This is a genomic window from Flavobacterium sp. HJJ (assembly GCF_015351475.1).
Classification (GTDB): domain Bacteria; phylum Bacteroidota; class Bacteroidia; order Flavobacteriales; family Flavobacteriaceae; genus Flavobacterium; species Flavobacterium marginilacus.
Genome location: NZ_JADKPR010000002.1, coordinates 183,465 through 201,303 on the forward strand (window position 1 = coordinate 183,465; position 17,839 = coordinate 201,303).

Below are 17,839 nucleotides of genomic sequence, written 5' to 3' on the forward strand. Positions count from 1 at the left end.
CTGGGTTGAAGAGAATTAAATATCTAGCAGGTCAGTATCTTACACTTCAATTTAGAATTAACGGAAGAAGATTGTGAGACCTTATTCTTTTTCTTCAACACCTTTGATAGATCCATATTGAATGTGACAATAAAGCGAGTTCCTGGTGGTATAGTTTCTAACGATATTAATGATTATGTTAAAGTTGACGATGTAATAGAAGTTCAGGAGCCTTTAGGTGATTTTATTTTCGAATCAGATGAATCAATTAAATCTGTTGTTTTTTGGGGAGTTGGAAGTGGTATTACGCCTCTTTTTTCAATGATAAAGTATTTATTAGCTTGAGAACCATTGCTAAATATACATTTGGTTTACGACAACAGATTTAAGAACTCTATAATTTTTCATGATGAATTAGAACAGCTTAAATTAACTCATACTGACCGTTTTAAAATCTATTATTTTTATTTGAAAGAGTATTTTTTGATAATGAGTCACATAATTTTAAAGAAAGAATTAATTCTAGTTTTGTTAATGATTTGCTACAAAAGATTAGCCATCCAATAAGACATTATGTATGTGGTCCTGTCGGACTTAAGAATGTAATTAAAGAATCATTGTTAGCTCATGAGGGGCATTTAGATAACTTTTTTTCAGAAGATTTTGAAATAGTTAAAAATTCTGAAGATTTTAAAGATATGTTAATCAGGGAATTGTATTGCGTTTTCAAGGTATTGGGAACAAAATTACTGTAAATAAAGGGAATTCTGTTCTTGAGGAAGCTTTAGAAATGGGTATAGAATTACCTTATTCATGTCAAACAGGAAATTGTAGTACTTGTAAAGGAATTGTAGTTTCAGGAGAAATGAAAATGATAGGATTGGATAAACCCAGGATGGATTTAGCTGAGAACGAATATTTACTTTGCTGCAGTTATCCTTTAACCGATAATGTTATTGTTAAAATATAATAACTCTAATAATCATAAAGAAAACAATGAAAGTAGTCATTTTTGCAGGTGGTTTTGGAACACGCCTGATGGAAGAAACAGAAGCTAGGCCGAAACCGATGGTGGAAATAGGTGGAAAACCAATTTTATGGCATATTTTAAAAATGTACGAACAACATGATTACAATGAGTTCGTTATTTGTTTGGGATATAAAGCTACTTATATTAAAGAATATTTTTATAATTATTATTTGCATAATTCAGATGTAACCATTGAATTAGCAAATAATAACATTAATGTTCATTATTCAGAGACTGAATCTTTCAAAGTAACTTTGATTGATACCGGTTTGCACACCAATACAGCAGGAAGATTAAAGCGCATCCAAAAATATGTAAAAGATGAAACTTTTATGTTAACTTATGGAGATGGTGTTGCAGATGTAAATTTATCAGAGTTGCTTAAATTTCATAAATTGCATGGAAGGTTGGCAACTTTAACAAGTGTTCAAGTACCTGGACGTTTTGGGAATTTAGAAATTAATCAACATGGTGAAGTAGATAATTTTGTTGAGAAACCTTTGGGAGACGGGATGTGGATTAATGGGGGGTTTTTTGTGTTAGAACCTGGTATTTTTGAATATCTTAAAGATGATGTTGAAGACGTTCAATGGGAAAAAGAGCCATTAGGAGCTATAGCTAGAGACCAACAATTAGCAGCATACAAGCATCATGGGTTTTGGAAATGTATGGATGCATTACGAGATAGACAAGAACTGGAAGAAATGTGGAATTCAGGAAATGCAAAATGGAAGACATGGTAGAATCATTATTTCAAAAATTGCAGCAAGCTTATAAAGGCAAAAAGATATTTTTAACAGGACATACTGGTTTTAAAGGGGCTTGGATGTTGAAAACATTATCGTTATTAGGGGCAGATGTTAAAGGTTATGCATTGGAGCCACAAACGAAAGATGATTTGTTTTATTTGATTAAAGGTGAACAAATTTGTGATTCGGTTATTGCTGACTTGCGTGATAAAAAAAGATTAGAAAAAGAAATAATTGATTTTCAACCTGATTTTATATTTCATCTAGCAGCACAGCCTTTAGTACGATTGTCTTACGAAATTCCTGCAGAAACTTTCGAAGTAAATGTTGTAGGAACGGCTAATGTTTTAGATGCAGTTCGTTTGTTGGATAAAAAATGTGATGTAGTATTAGTTACTACTGATAAAGTATACCATAATAATGAGTGGATTTATCCATATCGTGAAAATGACAGACTAGGGGGATATGATCCTTATAGTGCCAGCAAAGCTTGTACTGAATTGGTAATTGATTCCTATCGTAATTCTTTTTTTAATAGCAAGAAATACAATACGCACAAAAAAGGTATTGCAGTGGCAAGAGCGGGAAATGTTATAGGAGGAGGCGATTGGTCAAAAGATCGTTTAATTCCTGATATTGCCAAAGCATTTGCTAATGATAAAGCAGTAGTAATTAGAAATCCTAAATCAGTTAGGCCCTGGCAGCACGTTTTGGAGCCTCTAATGGGGTATTTATTATTAGGAGCTAATTTAGCTGAAGAACCATTACAATTTAATCAGGCCTATAATTTTGGTCCTCAATTATCGGATGCGCTTCCGGTAGAAGATATGCTTGAATTGGCTATTCAAAGTTGGAGTAAAGGGGAATATAAAGTAGAATCTGATGGACATCAGCCTCATGAGGCGGGATTATTGAAACTGGATATTAACAAGGCAATAGCAGAATTAAAGTGGTTCCCAAAAATGAATGCAGAACAAGCAGTATCCAAAACAATGGATTGGTATAGAGAATTTAGTAATGATGGAAGTGATATGAAAAAATTTACAACTAATCAAATATTATGTTTTTTAAATGTTGAAAATTTGATTGGAAAATATAATTAGGATTTGAAAAGATAAATAAAGTGGTTATATCTATTATAGGAACGAATGGTCTTTTGGCAACAGAACTAGGTCTTTTTTGCAATCAAAATCAGATTTCAATTAAAGCATTTGGAAGGAATAAACCGATTACGTATTCGTATAACGAATTTGAGATGGTAGATTTGCTACATGAACAAATCAATATTGATAAAATTTTAGATAGTAATATTATTTTTTATACAGCAGGTGCAGGTATACAATCTAATCTAGACGACTCTGAAGTATCAATTTATCAGTTAAATACTTTTATTCCCATACATTTATGTAAAGAATTAAGTAAAAAAGGCTTTAATGGTACTTTTGTAACTTTTGGGTCATGCTTTGAAATAGGTAATAATGATAAATCTGTTCTTTTTTCTGAAAAGGAAGTGGTTTGTGCATCGCTCGATGTTCCAAATGATTATTGTATCTCTAAACGTTTATTAACGCGATATGTTACATCTGATAAAAAAGTATTTAAACATCTTCATATAGTACTACCTACAATTTATGGTGAAAAAGAAGCACCTCATCGTTTAATACCTTATGTGGTCACATCTATAAAAAATAATAAGCCTATGCAGTTTACGCAAGGTTTGCAGGTGAGACAATATTTATATGTCGGTGATATTCCAGCAATAGTTTTTGATTTGATATCGCTTAGTAAAGAGGGTGTTTTTAATATATCCGGAACTGAAACTTTTTCTGTACGACAGATTATTGAGATGATATATAAATTTTATGGACTGGAAATTTCAGAGGAACTGTTTGGTAAAGCAGAAAGAGCTGATGTAGGGATGTTAAATTTGCAATTAGACGATTCTGAATTAAAAAAAATATTGCGAGAAGTAAAGTATACTAGATTCATTGATTCACTAAAAATATATGACAAATGTCTTTAAATGAAAAAATAAAAATAATTCCACGTAAACTTATTACAGATAATAGAGGGTGGTTCCTTAAAGTAATTGATGGATTAGAAGAAAATATACCTTCTCATACTGGTGAAGTTTATTTAACCAATGCTGTTCCAGGAGAGGCAAAAGGTGGGCATTATCATGAAAAAGCAAATGAATGGTTTACTTTAATTGTAGGTGAATGTAAATTAAAAACAGTGGATATTCTTACAGGTGAAAAGCAGTCATTGTGTTTGTCTTCAGCTAAATCCGAAACAATTTATATTCCCAATCATATTGCACACATTTTTATAAATAATTCTTCTGAAGATTTTATATTATTAGCTTATTCAGATCAATTATATTTGCCAGAAGATACAATATCATTTTCAAATTTTTAGGTATTATTTAAAATGATAAACAATATTTTTTAATCTAGTTTGGATTGACATTTTCTCGTTTGAGAATTATTAAAAAATAAAATAACATATGGGAATATCTGCATTTTTACCAGTTTACAATGAAGAAAATCGTATAAAATATGCGATTGAATCTCTTTTATGGTGTGATGAAATTATTTTGATAGATAAAAATAGTACAGATAAAACAGTAGAAATAGCATTAAGCTACGGAGAAAAAGTAAAAGTTCATTATATGCAAAATACTGAAGCATATCAGTCTTCTGAATGGGATTTTTTTTTAAATCATTGTTCAAATGAATGGATTATTCCTTTTACTGCAAGTAATGTAATACATCCAAAATTAGCTGAAAAAATTATTGAAATTATAAGAGACAAAGATTCAATTTACGACATTATAAATATTCCATTTAGGAGATATGTTTTAGGATTAGAGTCTAAAAGGTCTCCTTGGTATTCTAAACTTAGTCCAAAAATAGTAAGAAAAGGTGCTGTCGTTATTAATAAAAATGGAGTACATGATGCTGCTAATTTTATTGGGAATCAGTTAGATATGGAAAATGATGAAGTGTGCTGTATGTATCATTTGACACATGAAACTGTAGATAAAATGATGAGTAATCATATTAGATATTGGAAGGGAGAAATGAATTCACCTAATTTAACTCTAAATAAATCGATTCTTAATATTATAAAAGGAATTTTAAAAATTTTCTTTATAAGAAAAACTTTTTTAATGGGTAAAGATGGTCTTATGTTAATGTTTGCCTATTTAACATATTTTATGATGTCTTATGTTTATAAATGGGAGAAAGAAAAAGGAAATGCTGTTAATGAATATTTTGATATTAGAAATAATATTTTAAATTCTTGGAAAAAGACTAATGAAATATAATCATTTTAAAGAGAGGACTTTTAATATAAAATTTTAAAAAATTTTTACTTGAAACAAACTATTTTTAATCTTTTAGATAGATTTTTTAAGCTAGGTATGCTTTTTTTGTTGTCTATTTTTATAGGTAGATTTTTAGGTCCTGAAAGTCTTGGTAAATATTCGTTAATTACAAGTGTTATATTAGTGTTTTCAACTTTTATTACTGGAGGCTCAGATATCTTGATTTTTAGAGATTTTTCACTAAAGAATATTTTAACAAAGAGTATTATTTATTCTTTTTATGCAAGGATATTCTTTTTAGTATTATCAATTTTATTTTTATTGGTTTTTAGGCGATTTTACTTTCAAAATATAACTGATGAAATTTTTTATATAATATGTGGATTTCTATTGTTATTTTTATTTAATGCTAATGAACAGTATTTTATTTCGAGAGGTAATACGGACTTTTTTTTTAAGCTTACAGTTATTATATGTGTTCCTTTTTTTTTTATTAAAATATTTTTTATTCATTTCTATTCTGAAGTAATTTTTAAGTTTTATATTGATATTGTTGAGCAATTTTTTCTTGTCCTAGTTTTTATCTATTTTCTATGTAAATTTTTTGTATTTAAAAAAGAGAATTTTTCAATTTCTAAAAAATTTTTTTATAAGTGGGTATTGAATTTTATTCCTTTATGGTTAAATGCAATAATAGTAATTTTATATACTAAAGCTGATCAGTTTATTTTATCTGAATACTTGGGGATGTCTGAGCTTGGAAAATATATGGCATCAATACAAATTTCCTCAATAATACTTATACCTGTTTCAGCTTTACTATCTAGTAAATTGGGATTGCTTTTAAATCTAAAAATAAATAATCCTACTCTTTTTGAAGATAAAGTGAAACAATATACATTATTTGTTTTTCGAATTGCAATTTTATGGTGTGTGTTTTTGTATTTTTTTTCTGGAATTATTTTAAACTTAATATTTGGAGATAAATTTTCAGGTACAAGTATTTATATGGTTCTTTATTCTTTTGCGATGATTTTTAATTGTACTGGTATGGTTGCTGGACAGTGGATTATTGTTGAGAAATTGTATTGGATACCTACTTTTAGAAGTGTTATAGGTTTAATACTGAATGTCTTTTTAAATTTTATTTTAATTCCAAAATGTGGGGTTTTAGGAGCCTGCTATTCTGCAATATTTACTTCTTTTATCACTAATTTTATTCTGTACTTTTTTTCTAGTAACGGTAAGACTGTTTTTTTTTTACAATTAGCAGCTTTGGGACAAACTTTTAATTTGAAAAAGCTATTATGAATATTTTAAATACAACTTCTAGTGGTTATTTTTTTTCTAGAACCTTAAACCTTATTTTTTCTACTATATTTAATACTAAAAAGCCAATCAAGTTTGTCGTTTGGGATATTGGATTAAATAAAGTAGAGAGATTTTTGTTAAAATATTATGATGTTACTATAATAAAAGTTCCTGAATTTTGTGAATTTTGGAGAGATTGTTATACATGGAAAACATATATCTATAAAAAATCTAAGGAGAGATTTTTTTTGCATCTAGATTCCGGGAATACAGTTCTGTGTGATATTGATGTTATTTTTGAAAGGATAAAGGAAAAAGGTTATTTTTTTGTTGATCAGGGACAATTGTTGTCTCAAATTACCCCTGCAGATTATTATGAATACTATGGATTAAATAAAATTCAAGATCATAGTGTTTTTGCTGCTGGAAATATAGGTTTTGATAAAAATAATAAAGGCTTTTTGAAAATTATAGACACATCATATGATTCGGCTCTTAAAGGAATGTGTTTAGGATATTCTTATGGAGAAAGAAATAGAGTAATGAAATCTAATTTTATAATTCGAGATTGTGAAGTGTTTAGGCATGATCAAACTGTTTTGAATTGTTGTTTAAGAGCAACGGATGTAGATATTGATATTTTACCTTATTCAATATATTCTGCTGTACGCCGGACAGATGATGTTAAAATACTGAATCAAAGAAAAATATCGTATGAGTTTTTTTTTAAAAAAGTCAATGTCTTCATAATAATTACCTTTTTGTATTGTATATTCAATGACAGTTTTTTTTATTTAAAAATAATGTTTGATAAAATAGTAAAGAAAATTTTAAATTAATGATATCAATAATAATTGCCACTTATAATTCAGGCAAAACTATTCAAAGATGTTTAGATTCTATCTATAATCAAAATTTTGCTTCTTATGAGATTTTGGTAAAGGATGGTGCAAGCACAGATAATACTGTTGAAATATTAAATAGCAATGTTGAAAAGATTTATTATTTAAATACTAGTAATGACAATGGAGTTTATGATGCTTGGAATCATTGTTTAAAAAGGATTAATGGTGATTGGTTTTTATTTCTTGGTTCGGATGATTATTTTGAAGATTGCAATTTTTTATTTAAAATGAATGAATATTTCGTTAAAGCTGATGAATCAACAAGAATTATTTATGGTAAAAATAAAATAATAAATGATGAAGGGGATTTTATTAGCGTTGTCGGAGATGAATGGGATATTGCGAAACAGAAAATAAATTCTGTAATGACAATTAGACATCCAGGATGTTTTCATCATAAAAGTCTTTTGGAATTGGCTGGTCTTTTTGATGATAAATTTAAAATAGTTGGAGATCATCACTATATTTTGCGCTCTTTAAAATTTGGTGACCCAATTTTTTATCCTTTTGTAGGTGTAGTACACTCTTTAGGGGGGATTAGTACAAATCCGAATTTAGTTAATAGGGTTATTAAAGAAACTTATAAATTAAGACGGGATTTAAATCTAAAGCCATTTGTAAAAATTGATACACATTTTGTAAAAAGAGTTGTTATTTCAGGTATAATTTTTTTATTTGGAAAAAAATATGGATCTCAGGTCGTAAATTACATTGTGTTAAAAAAGAAATAATGACTGAAATAAGAGAAGCCATAAAATTTTCAAATGCCGCTTTATTATTTAATTCTGCAAAATATTTAACTATTTTTTTTTATTTTGTATACTCAGTTCTACCATCCATATATGTTTTGATTTCAATTAAATTAGAAGAACCAGTTTTTTTTTGGTTGCATCTTGAAACTCCTCTTCAAACAAATCTTGCAATTTTTCAAATACTAGGTTTTTTCGTTTTATTGGCTACTGTTCCGAAATCTCCAAAAAGCATTGTAGAAGGTAATTTGAATGTTCATGTTCCTATTATTATTATTAAGACAATAACGATTTTATTATTCATTATCACGCTTCCGGCTTTTTTTGAAATGCTGATTAAATCAAGATCTGTTGCTGGAAGGGTTGATTTGTTTGCTTTATCGGCTGTTATAGCTGATAAGTATAAATTAAAGGTAGTTTTTTTACTATTAAGTATTTTTGTAGTGTATTTAGTTTTTATTAGAAAGAAATTAATTTATCTATTATATATGGTTCCGATTGTTTCCATTGAATTTATTTCTATGGGAAGGGTTTGGCCATTTGCTTTTTTTAGTATTTTTTTAATAGGCTACTTACATGTTAAAAATAAATTCTTTTCTAGAAAAGGTTTAATATTATGTTGCATTTTTTTTGGATTATATTCAATGCTTAGACTGTTGGGGCAAGGAGCTGATTTAAATTTTCTTGATTCTGCCATTTTTTTGTTCGGTGAATCTTTTAATACACAGCAGTCAATAGAGATTGCTCTAAGTGCATCTAATAAATTGACTGTTTTTGATGGGTTTGCAAATGTTTTGTCTGAATTTTTGCCATTTGGAATTAAGTATCTAATTATTGATCCCGATACAACAGCAGTCAATATTATTGATAACTCAAAAGAAGCATTATATGGGTTTACTGATATGGGATTTGGCAGCTCATGGGTGTCACAATTTGTACTATATTTTGGTAATAATTTTCTTTTTGCATTTTACCCTATAATGTTATCATTAAGTTTGCGTTTATATTTAGCTTTATATAGAAAATCGGGGTTGTTTAGTTTCTTTTATTTATACTTTTATATAAGTGGTCTTTTTATGTTTTTTAGATATGGTCTAAACCTTTCAATAACTTATCCATTACTAAATTGCTTTTATTGCTTATTAATTTTCCTTATACTAAAAGCTTTTTTTGAGATTTCATCAAAAAGTAGTACTAGTTTGTAGGCTCTAGTTGTTTTTTGATTTTTAAAATTTAGATTGAATTAATAAAAAGTTAGGAATTAATTAATAATAAATTTCACTTTCTTTTCAATGTAAATGAATTATACAATTTTATTATTTAAGATTAACATATAGATGAGAATAGCATATATCTTGCCATCACTTATAAATAAGGGTCCTGTAATTGTTGCAAACACCATTATAAAAAATATAGTTCAAAAAGTTGAAAAAATTGATGTTTATTATTTTGATGATGATATAGTACTAGAATTTCCTTGTGCTACACAAAAAATATACATGAATGTTCCTATAAATTTTGATTATTATGATGTAATCCATACACATGGATTTCGTCCAGATCGATATATTAAAAAATGGAGATCAAGGATTTTGAAAGCGAAAACTGTTTGTACTATACATGCTGATATTGCTGAAGATTTTAAATATGGTTACAATAAATTGTTTTCAATGATTTTCACTCCAATATGGTTGAATATGATGAAGAAACATGATGCTGTTGTGGTTATCTCTGACAAATTGAAGTTATTGTATAATGATAAGTTCGAGAATCTTTTTAGAGTTTATAATGGAGTAGATATTGATTTAGATGTATTATGTGTTGAGGAAGAATATGTAGAGAAAATTAATGAGTTTAAGAAGAGAAATTTAAAGATTATTGGTTCTTATGCTGCTCTGAATAAAAGAAAAGGTATAGATCAGGTTGTTAGACTTTTAAATAAAAGAAAAGATCTTGCCTTGGTTTTTATCGGTGAGGGAAATGAGATCGAAAAATTGAAAAATCTTGCTCAAAAACTAAATGTGCATGAACAAATTATTTTCTTTCCTTATCTGAAACGACCTTATAACTATCTTCATCTATTTGATGTTTACATTATGCCGTCAAGAAGTGAAGGTTTTGGTTTAGCAATGGTTGAAGCTGCTCTTACTAGAACCGCAATAGTCTGTTCAGATATTGAAGTATTTCGTGAAATTTTTACTGAAGACGAAGCCACTTTTTTTACCTTAGAAGATATTAAATCTTTAGATTACGCAATAACTGAATCTTTAGAAACAAAAAATATGAAATCTAATAATGCTTTACTGAAAGCAAAGAATAATTTTAGTGGAGAAAAGATGGGAGAGAATTATTTAAAATTTTATTCGCAAATTGTAAAATAAATATGTAATTTAATTAAACTATTTGCTCTAAAAATATGAATATTAAAATAACATCGTGTATTGTTTTATATAACAATGATCTCTCAATGTTGCAAGAAGCAATTAATTCTTTTTTAAACACAGATTTGAATGTTAAATTGCTTTTAATTGATAATTCACCTACAGAAGAATTACGGTTGTTAGCTACAGATTCTAGGGTAGAATATATACATAATCCTACTAATCCGGGTTTTGGAGCTTCTCATAATTTAGCAATTCAAAAAGCTTTTGAATTGGATTCTGATTACCATTTAGTTCTAAATCCAGATATTTATTTTGAGAAAGGGAATTTAGAAAAACTTTGTGGATTTATGGATTTAAATTTAGATATTGGACATATAATGCCTAAAGTTACGTACCCCAATGGTGAATTTCAATATTTATGTAAAACTAATCCAACTTTTTTTGATTTGTTTGCGAGAGGTTTTATGCCTTCCTTTCTGAAGAAAATATTTCAAAAAAGGATGAATAAATATGAGTATAAGAATAAGGACTATAATGAAATTATCTATGACATCCCTTATTTGTCGGGTTGTTTTATGTTTTTGAGAACCTCTGTACTTAAAAAAGTAGGTTTTTTTGATGATAGAATTTTTATGTATTTAGAAGACGCGGATTTGACAAGGCGTTTTTTAGAAGTTTCCAAAACAGCATATTATCCTGAAGCCCATGTATATCATCATTTTGCAAAACTTACCCACAAAAGGTTAAAATTCAAATGGATAACAGTTGAAAGTGCAATTATCTATTTTAATAAATGGGGTTGGCTAAAAAGTTTTTATTAAATATGAGTATTCTGATTACTGGTTCTAGTGGTTTTTTAGGAGGTATTCTAAAAAAAAGTTTTAAGGATGAAAAGGTTTTTGAATTAAACCGAAAAAGTGGGGATTATCATTGTTCTTTAGCTATAGCAATTCCAAATTTTAATGAAAGATTTTATTTGGTTATTCATTCTGCAGGTAAAGCACACAGTGTCCCAAAAACGGCAGAAGACAAAAAGCAATTTGTGGATGTAAATGTTACAGGCACATTAAATTTATTGCAAGGGTTGGAGAAAACAGGAATTCCTAAACAATTTGTTTATATAAGTTCAGTTTCAGTTTACGGTCAGGAATTTGGGAATAATATAGATGAAAAATTTCCAGTAGTAGCTAAAGATCCTTATGGATCAAGTAAAATTGAAGCAGAGACTTTAGTTAAAAATTGGTGTGATAAATATAATATAGTTTGTACAATCTTACGTTTGCCTTTGTTAGTTGGTGAAAATCCTCCGGGAAATTTAGGCGCAATGTTAAAAGCTATTGATAAAGGTTTTTATTTTAATATAGCTGGTGGAAAAGCGAGAAAGAGTATGGTTTTGGCAGAAGATGTGGCTGCTTTTATCCCTAAAGTGGCTACTGTAGGGGGAACGTATAATTTAACCGATGGAGTCCATCCTGATTTTAATGAGTTGAGCACTATTATTTCAGAACGTAAGAATAAGAAAACACCTTTTAATCTACCTTTGTCTATTGCAAAGTTAGTGGGGTATGTTGGGGATTTGTTGGGAAATAAAGCACCAATTAATTCAATGAAACTTAAAAAAATTACTTCCGATTTGACTTTTGATGATTCAAAAGCCAGAGAATTGGGCTGGAATCCGCAGTCAGTATTAGACTATTTAAAATATAATGATTTGTAATAACTACGAGTCTAGAAAAAAATAATTATTTTATAAAATTACAAAGATGAAAATAGCCCTTATAACAGGAATTACAGGACAAGACGGGTCGTATTTAGCCGAATTATTATTAGAAAAAGGATATAAGGTGCATGGGGTAAAAAGAAGAGCATCTTCTTTTAATACCCAACGTATTGACCATATTTATCAAGATCAACATGAAGCACATGTGAATTTTAAACTGCATTATGGCGATTTGACTGATTCTACCAATATTATTCGAATAATTCAGGAAGTACAACCAGATGAGATTTATAATTTGGGAGCGATGAGCCATGTTAAAGTGTCTTTTGATTCGCCAGAATATGTGGCTAACGTTGATGGTATTGGTACACTACGAATTTTGGAAGCAGTTCGTATTTTAGGTTTGGAAAAGAAAACCCGAATTTATCAGGCTTCTACTTCTGAATTGTATGGAGGTTTGGCCGAAAATAAAAATGCAAAAGGATTGTATGATGAACACTCGCCTTTTTATCCGCGTTCACCTTATGGAGCAGCAAAAATTTATGGTTTTTGGATTACCAAAAATTATCGTGAAGCTTATAATATGTTTGCCTGCAATGGAATTTTATTTAATCATGAATCACCTCGTCGAGGAGAAACTTTTGTAACACGTAAAATAACTATGGCTACCGCCGCTATTGCTTTAGGGGAGCAAGATTGTTTGTATTTAGGAAATCTAGATGCACAACGTGACTGGGGGCATGCCAAAGATTATGTAGAGGCTATGTGGCGTATATTGCAGCAAGATGTTGCGGAGGATTATGTAATCGCCATGGGAGAAACCACTTATGTACGGGATTTTGTAAGAATGGCATTTGAAGAAGTAGGAATAGATATCGAATTTAGAGATGAAGGAGTAAATGAAAAAGGATATGTTATTTCTTGTAGTAATCCAAGTTATCAAATTGAAATTGGCAAGCAAGTTATTGCTGTTGACCCTCAATATTTCCGTCCTACAGAAGTAGACTTATTAATTGGAGATCCTACGAAATCTAAAACAAAACTAGGCTGGGTGCCGAAGTATGATTTGGCTGGATTGGTAAATGAAATGATGGCATCTGATCTTGAGTATGTTCAAAGAGAAAAGATGTTAAAAGAAGTGAGATCGTCCATTAGATATTAATTTAGATCAATCAGAATAGTTTGTATTCTTGATTTAGAAAGAATCATTATGAATTTACAAGATAAAATATACATTGCAGGTCATAGAGGAATGGTGGGTTCGGCTATTTTACGCCAATTAAAAGCTAAAGGATTTACAAATTTTGTTTTGCGTACTTCATCTGAGTTGGATCTCAGAAATCAGCAAGCTGTTGCAGATTTTTTTGCGAAAGAAAAGCCGGATTATGTTTTTTTGGCAGCGGCTAAAGTCGGAGGTATTGTAGCGAATAACACTTTTAGGGGAGATTTTATATATGAGAATTTAATGATTCAGAATAATGTAATTCATCAGGCCTATATAAATAAGGTGAAAAAATTAATGTTCTTGGGGTCTTCTTGTATTTATCCTAAAATGGCACCGCAGCCTTTGAAAGAAGATTATTTACTGACAGGTCTTTTGGAACCAACTAATGAACCTTATGCAATAGCTAAAATTGCAGGTATCAAGATGTGTGATGGCTATAGAAATCAATATGGATGTAATTTTATTTCGGTGATGCCAACTAATTTATATGGCCCAAATGATAATTACGATTTGAATAATTCCCATGTACTTCCTGCTATGCTACGTAAGTTTATTACCGCCAAGCGAAATGGTTACGCTTCAGTTGTAATTTGGGGTACGGGAAGTCCTAAAAGAGAGTTTTTGCATGCAGATGATTTAGCGGAAGCCTGTTTGTTTTTAATGGGAAGTTATAATGAAGAAGGGCTAGTAAATATTGGTGTTGGAGAAGATATTTCCATTTTGGATTTAGCTCATTTGATAAAAAAAACAGTTGGATTTAAAGGCCAGATTTTAATGGATACAACTAAGCCGGATGGGACACCCAGAAAATTGATGGATGTTTCTAAATTGAATGATTTGGGATGGAAGGCTTCAATAACTTTGGAGGAAGGAATCCAGAAAGTGTATGAAGAAATAAAAAATTATGAATGGAATTAGACTTTAGTCTACTTTTATTAAGCTATTTTGTATCAATGATAAAGAAGAATTATTATAGTTTAAAATATTAAATTAATAAATTGTAAAATAATTATGAATATAGAAAAGACTGCCATTCAAGATTTAGTAATCATTAACCCAACTGTTTTTCCAGATGATAGAGGGTATTTTTTTGAAGCCTACAATAAGGCAAAGTTCAACGAAAACGGAATAACCTACAATTTTATCCAAGACAATCAGTCTTTTTCTAAACGAGGAGTAATCAGAGGATTGCATTTGCAGATTAAGCCTTTTGCACAGGCAAAATTGGTTAGAGTTCTTGAAGGAGAAATACTTGATGTTGCAGTAGATCTGCGTAAAAATTCGCCTACTTACGGACAGCACGTGAGTGTTGTTTTAAGTGCAGCTAATAAAAAACAATTGATGGTTCCTCACGGTTTTGCACATGGATTTTCGGTTTTGAGTGAAACGGCGTCTGTGCTTTATAAAGTAGACCAGGTTTATAACAGAGATAGTGAAAGAGGGATTCGTTATGATGATCCTACTTTGGCAATTGATTGGCAATTAAATAGAGAAGAAATTATTGTTTCGGAAAAAGATGTTATTTTACCGAGTTTTGATGCAGTTGATTGGGAATTTTAGTTTTGAAATTCGTTTTTTTTTAATTTAGAAAAAGTAAAGAAGTTTAGCCTAAAAAACTGGCTGAGTATTGAAAAAATAAATGTGGGAAAAATATTAGTTACAGGTGCCAATGGACAGCTTGGTTCAGAGTTAAGAAAATTATCTAATCAGCTGAATAAATATGAATGGATTTTTACCGATTACCAAGAATTGGATTTGTGTGATTTGAAAAATTTAGAAATTTCAATTGCGAAAATCAATCCTCAAATCATTATCAACTGTGCAGCACACACAGCGGTTGATAAAGCTGAATCAGAGGTTGAATTGTCTGATGTGTTAAATCATCAGTCAGTTGCTGTTATGGCAAAATGGAGCCATTCTAATGACTGCAAACTAATACATATTTCTACGGATTATGTTTTTGACGGTACAGCTTCTACAGCATTAACAGAATCTGCTTTAACGGGACCGATTAATGTTTATGGAGTGACTAAATTGGCAGGAGAAAAAGCCTGTATGGAAGAAAATCCTTATGCAATAATCATAAGAACTTCATGGGTATACTCCAGTTTTGGAAATAATTTTGTGAAAACAATGTCACGTTTGATGCAGGAAAGAGATAGTCTTAGTGTGGTTAATGACCAAATTGGAAGTCCTACATATGCTGCCGATTTGGCTCAAGCCATTGTTACGATATTAACTCACGAAACATGGCAGGCTGGGATTTATCATTTTTCAAATGAAGGAGAAGTGAGCTGGTATGAATTTGCTTTAGCAATTCAGGAAAATGGAGGTTTTGATTGTTTGGTTTCCGGTATCCCAAGCAGTGCATATCCTACACCTGCAAGGCGTCCGCAATATTCATTATTAGATAAGACTAAAATAAAAAATACATTTGGAGTTGTTGTTCCTGATTATAAAGTGAGTTTAGCCCGATGTATGGAATTATTGAAAGAAGCATAATCTTGCTTAACTCCTTAGATATTAACGTTACATAAAAAGCAAAAAAATGAAAGGAATAATACTTGCTGGAGGATCCGGAACACGTTTGCATCCCTTAACGCTTGCGATGAGCAAGCAGATGATGCCAGTTTATGATAAGCCAATGATTTATTATCCATTATCAACTTTAATGATGGCAGGTATTAATGAAATATTAATTATTTCAACTCCGCATGATTTACCTAATTTCAAAAAATTATTGGGAGATGGATCTGCAATCGGATGTAAATTCAGTTATGCTGAGCAAGCTATTCCAAATGGTTTAGCACAGGCTTTTGTGATTGGCGAGGAGTTTATAGGTAATGATGATGTTGCTTTAGTTCTGGGAGACAATATTTTTTTTGGTGCTAATATGCATGAACTTTTACAATCGAATACAAAACCTGATGGAGGAGTTGTTTTTGCTTACCATGTTTCAGATCCTGAAAGATATGGTGTAGTGGAATTTGATAAAAACTTAAAAGCGCTTTCTATAGAGGAAAAACCTTTGGAACCAAAATCTAATTATGCGGTTCCTGGGCTTTATTTTTATGATAATTCTGTGGTAGAAATTGCAAAAAACATTAAGCCAAGTGCCAGAGGTGAATATGAGATTACCGATGTAAATAAAGTATATTTAGAGAATGGTAAATTAAAAGTTGGAATTTTAAGTAGAGGCACTGCTTGGCTGGATACCGGAACTTTTAATAGTTTAATGCAGGCTGGGCAGTTTGTTCAGGTTCTAGAAGAACGTCAAGGATTAAAAGTAGGCTGTATTGAGGAAATTGCATGGAGACAGGGATTTATAACTGAGCAGCAATTGAGAGATTTGGCAGAGCCTTTAAAAAAATCAGGTTATGGTGAATATTTGTTAGGCCTTTTAAAACACAAATTATAATTAATAGATTATTGGACTTTTAAGAATTGTAAAAATAAGCCAACTAACAGATACTATATTCATGATTTATATTGCACTATTATTTTTGTTTATTGGAATTGAATTGATTTATTTTAAAGCCGCTGATTATTTCAATATAATAGATAAACCTAATAGCCGTTCTTCGCACACTTCAATTACTTTGAGAGGAGGAGGGATTATTTTTCCTATAGCTGTTTTGACTGCTTATTTACTAGAATATGTTTCTCTGTCTATAACATTAGCTGTAGTTTTGGTTGCCATTGTTAGTTTTATTGACGACATAAAACCTTTATCTCAATTACCTCGATTCGTATCTCATGCAGTGGCAATGAGTTTGGTTTTTTATGATTTAGGATTATTTACTCAGCCGATTTGGATTTTACCTATAATTTTTATTTTGTTAATAGGCTGGGTAAATGCTTTTAACTTTATGGATGGTATTAATGGAATTACTGTTTTATATGCACTTGTTGCTATTCTAAGTTTTTCTTTTTTAGAAGTTAATAAGGGTAGTTTACCATTATTGATAACTATGGCATTGTCCTGTTTTGTATTTGGGTTTTTTAATGTTAGAAAAAAAGCCAGGACATTTGCCGGTGATGTAGGAAGTATTAGCATGGCTCTTTTTTTGGGTTATTTTATGCTGAAAACAGTTTTAGACTCTGGTCAAATTGGGTATGTTTTGTTTTTATCTGTATATGGTATTGATGCAATGATTACCATTTTTATACGCTTAAAAAAGAAAGAAAATATTTTTCAGCCTCACAGATCCCATCTGTATCAATATCTGGCTAATGAATTAGAGTATTCTCATATTACGGTATCTATATTGTATTCAGGAATACAGTTGTTAATAAACATATTATTGTTCTATCTTCAGCAAATTGGAGAATTGTCGCTTCCAATTATTATTTCTTTTTTATTGTTTCAAACTTTGTTTTATCTATGGATTAGAAATAGAGTTATTCGAAAAATTACTTTAGGAATAATTTAATGATTACCGTAATTATAAAAGAG

General features: G+C 29.9%; 20 protein-coding genes. All 20 read left to right on the plus strand.

Features of this window, described 5'->3' with window-relative positions; genetic code table 11:
* Positions 1-117 precede the first annotated feature (117 nt).
* The 20 genes from IRZ80_RS02555 to IRZ80_RS02650 all read left to right on the plus strand — a co-directional run bounded on the left by IRZ80_RS02555 (position 118) and on the right by IRZ80_RS02650 (position 17,816).
* Complete coding sequence (locus tag IRZ80_RS02555) at positions 118-324, plus strand: hypothetical protein (RefSeq protein ID WP_194639986.1); 207 nt, start codon at positions 118-120, stop codon at positions 322-324.
* A gap of 373 nt (positions 325-697) precedes the next feature.
* Complete coding sequence (locus tag IRZ80_RS02560; RefSeq protein ID WP_228520779.1) at positions 698-949, plus strand: 2Fe-2S iron-sulfur cluster-binding protein; 252 nt, start codon at positions 698-700, stop codon at positions 947-949.
* 26 nt (positions 950-975) lie between these two features.
* Positions 976-1,752 carry a glucose-1-phosphate cytidylyltransferase gene (rfbF, locus tag IRZ80_RS02565; protein WP_194639988.1) on the plus strand — a complete coding sequence of 259 codons (777 nt, stop codon included), beginning with the start codon at positions 976-978 and terminating at the stop codon, positions 1,750-1,752.
* Positions 1,746-2,861, plus strand: a complete 1,116-nt coding sequence (gene rfbG / locus IRZ80_RS02570) for a CDP-glucose 4,6-dehydratase (RefSeq protein WP_194639990.1) — start codon at positions 1,746-1,748, stop codon at positions 2,859-2,861. Before rfbF ends, rfbG begins: the two co-directional genes overlap by 7 nt.
* A 20-nt stretch (positions 2,862-2,881) precedes the next feature.
* On the plus strand, positions 2,882-3,781 hold the full coding sequence (locus tag IRZ80_RS02575; protein WP_194639992.1) for an NAD-dependent epimerase/dehydratase family protein: 900 nt from the start codon (positions 2,882-2,884) through the stop codon (positions 3,779-3,781).
* Positions 3,772-4,176: a WxcM-like domain-containing protein gene (locus IRZ80_RS02580; protein WP_194639994.1), complete on the plus strand. Its 405-nt coding sequence runs from the start codon at positions 3,772-3,774 to the stop codon at positions 4,174-4,176. The genes IRZ80_RS02575 and IRZ80_RS02580 overlap by 10 nt, the downstream gene beginning before the upstream one ends.
* 88 nt (positions 4,177-4,264) lie before the next feature.
* Complete coding sequence (locus tag IRZ80_RS02585) at positions 4,265-5,089, plus strand: glycosyltransferase (RefSeq protein ID WP_194639996.1); 825 nt, start codon at positions 4,265-4,267, stop codon at positions 5,087-5,089.
* Between the two features lie 48 nt (positions 5,090-5,137).
* Positions 5,138-6,400: a polysaccharide biosynthesis C-terminal domain-containing protein gene (locus IRZ80_RS02590; RefSeq protein ID WP_194639997.1), complete on the plus strand. Its 1,263-nt coding sequence runs from the start codon at positions 5,138-5,140 to the stop codon at positions 6,398-6,400.
* Positions 6,397-7,239 (plus strand): hypothetical protein, encoded by an 843-nt coding sequence (locus IRZ80_RS02595; protein ID WP_194639998.1) that lies wholly within the window; start codon positions 6,397-6,399, stop codon positions 7,237-7,239. Before IRZ80_RS02590 ends, IRZ80_RS02595 begins: the two co-directional genes overlap by 4 nt.
* Positions 7,239-8,036 (plus strand): glycosyltransferase, encoded by a 798-nt coding sequence (locus IRZ80_RS02600; protein ID WP_194639999.1) that lies wholly within the window; start codon positions 7,239-7,241, stop codon positions 8,034-8,036. Before IRZ80_RS02595 ends, IRZ80_RS02600 begins: the two co-directional genes overlap by 1 nt.
* Positions 8,036-9,259 carry a hypothetical protein gene (locus tag IRZ80_RS02605; RefSeq protein ID WP_194640000.1) on the plus strand — a complete coding sequence of 408 codons (1,224 nt, stop codon included), beginning with the start codon at positions 8,036-8,038 and terminating at the stop codon, positions 9,257-9,259. Before IRZ80_RS02600 ends, IRZ80_RS02605 begins: the two co-directional genes overlap by 1 nt.
* A 132-nt stretch (positions 9,260-9,391) precedes the next feature.
* Positions 9,392-10,435, plus strand: coding sequence for a glycosyltransferase family 4 protein (locus IRZ80_RS02610; protein WP_194640001.1), 1,044 nt, complete (start codon positions 9,392-9,394; stop codon positions 10,433-10,435).
* 35 nt (positions 10,436-10,470) lie between these two features.
* Complete coding sequence (locus IRZ80_RS02615) at positions 10,471-11,259, plus strand: glycosyltransferase (protein WP_194640002.1); 789 nt, start codon at positions 10,471-10,473, stop codon at positions 11,257-11,259.
* Complete coding sequence (locus IRZ80_RS02620) at positions 11,232-12,155, plus strand: NAD-dependent epimerase/dehydratase family protein (protein ID WP_228520780.1); 924 nt, start codon at positions 11,232-11,234, stop codon at positions 12,153-12,155. The genes IRZ80_RS02615 and IRZ80_RS02620 overlap by 28 nt, the downstream gene beginning before the upstream one ends.
* 46 nt (positions 12,156-12,201) lie before the next feature.
* Positions 12,202-13,320: a GDP-mannose 4,6-dehydratase gene (gene gmd, locus IRZ80_RS02625; RefSeq protein WP_194640003.1), complete on the plus strand. Its 1,119-nt coding sequence runs from the start codon at positions 12,202-12,204 to the stop codon at positions 13,318-13,320.
* 48 nt (positions 13,321-13,368) lie between these two features.
* Entirely contained in the window at positions 13,369-14,301 is a 933-nt protein-coding gene (locus IRZ80_RS02630; RefSeq protein WP_194640004.1) for a GDP-L-fucose synthase family protein, read from the plus strand.
* A gap of 93 nt (positions 14,302-14,394) precedes the next feature.
* On the plus strand, positions 14,395-14,943 hold the full coding sequence (gene rfbC / locus IRZ80_RS02635; protein ID WP_194640005.1) for a dTDP-4-dehydrorhamnose 3,5-epimerase: 549 nt from the start codon (positions 14,395-14,397) through the stop codon (positions 14,941-14,943).
* A gap of 81 nt (positions 14,944-15,024) precedes the next feature.
* Positions 15,025-15,885 (plus strand): dTDP-4-dehydrorhamnose reductase, encoded by an 861-nt coding sequence (gene rfbD, locus IRZ80_RS02640; RefSeq protein ID WP_194640006.1) that lies wholly within the window; start codon positions 15,025-15,027, stop codon positions 15,883-15,885.
* 46 nt (positions 15,886-15,931) lie between these two features.
* Positions 15,932-16,801, plus strand: a complete 870-nt coding sequence (gene rfbA / locus IRZ80_RS02645; protein ID WP_194640007.1) for a glucose-1-phosphate thymidylyltransferase RfbA — start codon at positions 15,932-15,934, stop codon at positions 16,799-16,801.
* A gap of 61 nt (positions 16,802-16,862) precedes the next feature.
* Positions 16,863-17,816, plus strand: a complete 954-nt coding sequence (locus IRZ80_RS02650) for a UDP-GlcNAc--UDP-phosphate GlcNAc-1-phosphate transferase (protein ID WP_194640008.1) — start codon at positions 16,863-16,865, stop codon at positions 17,814-17,816.
* Positions 17,817-17,839: the final 23 nt, after the last annotated feature.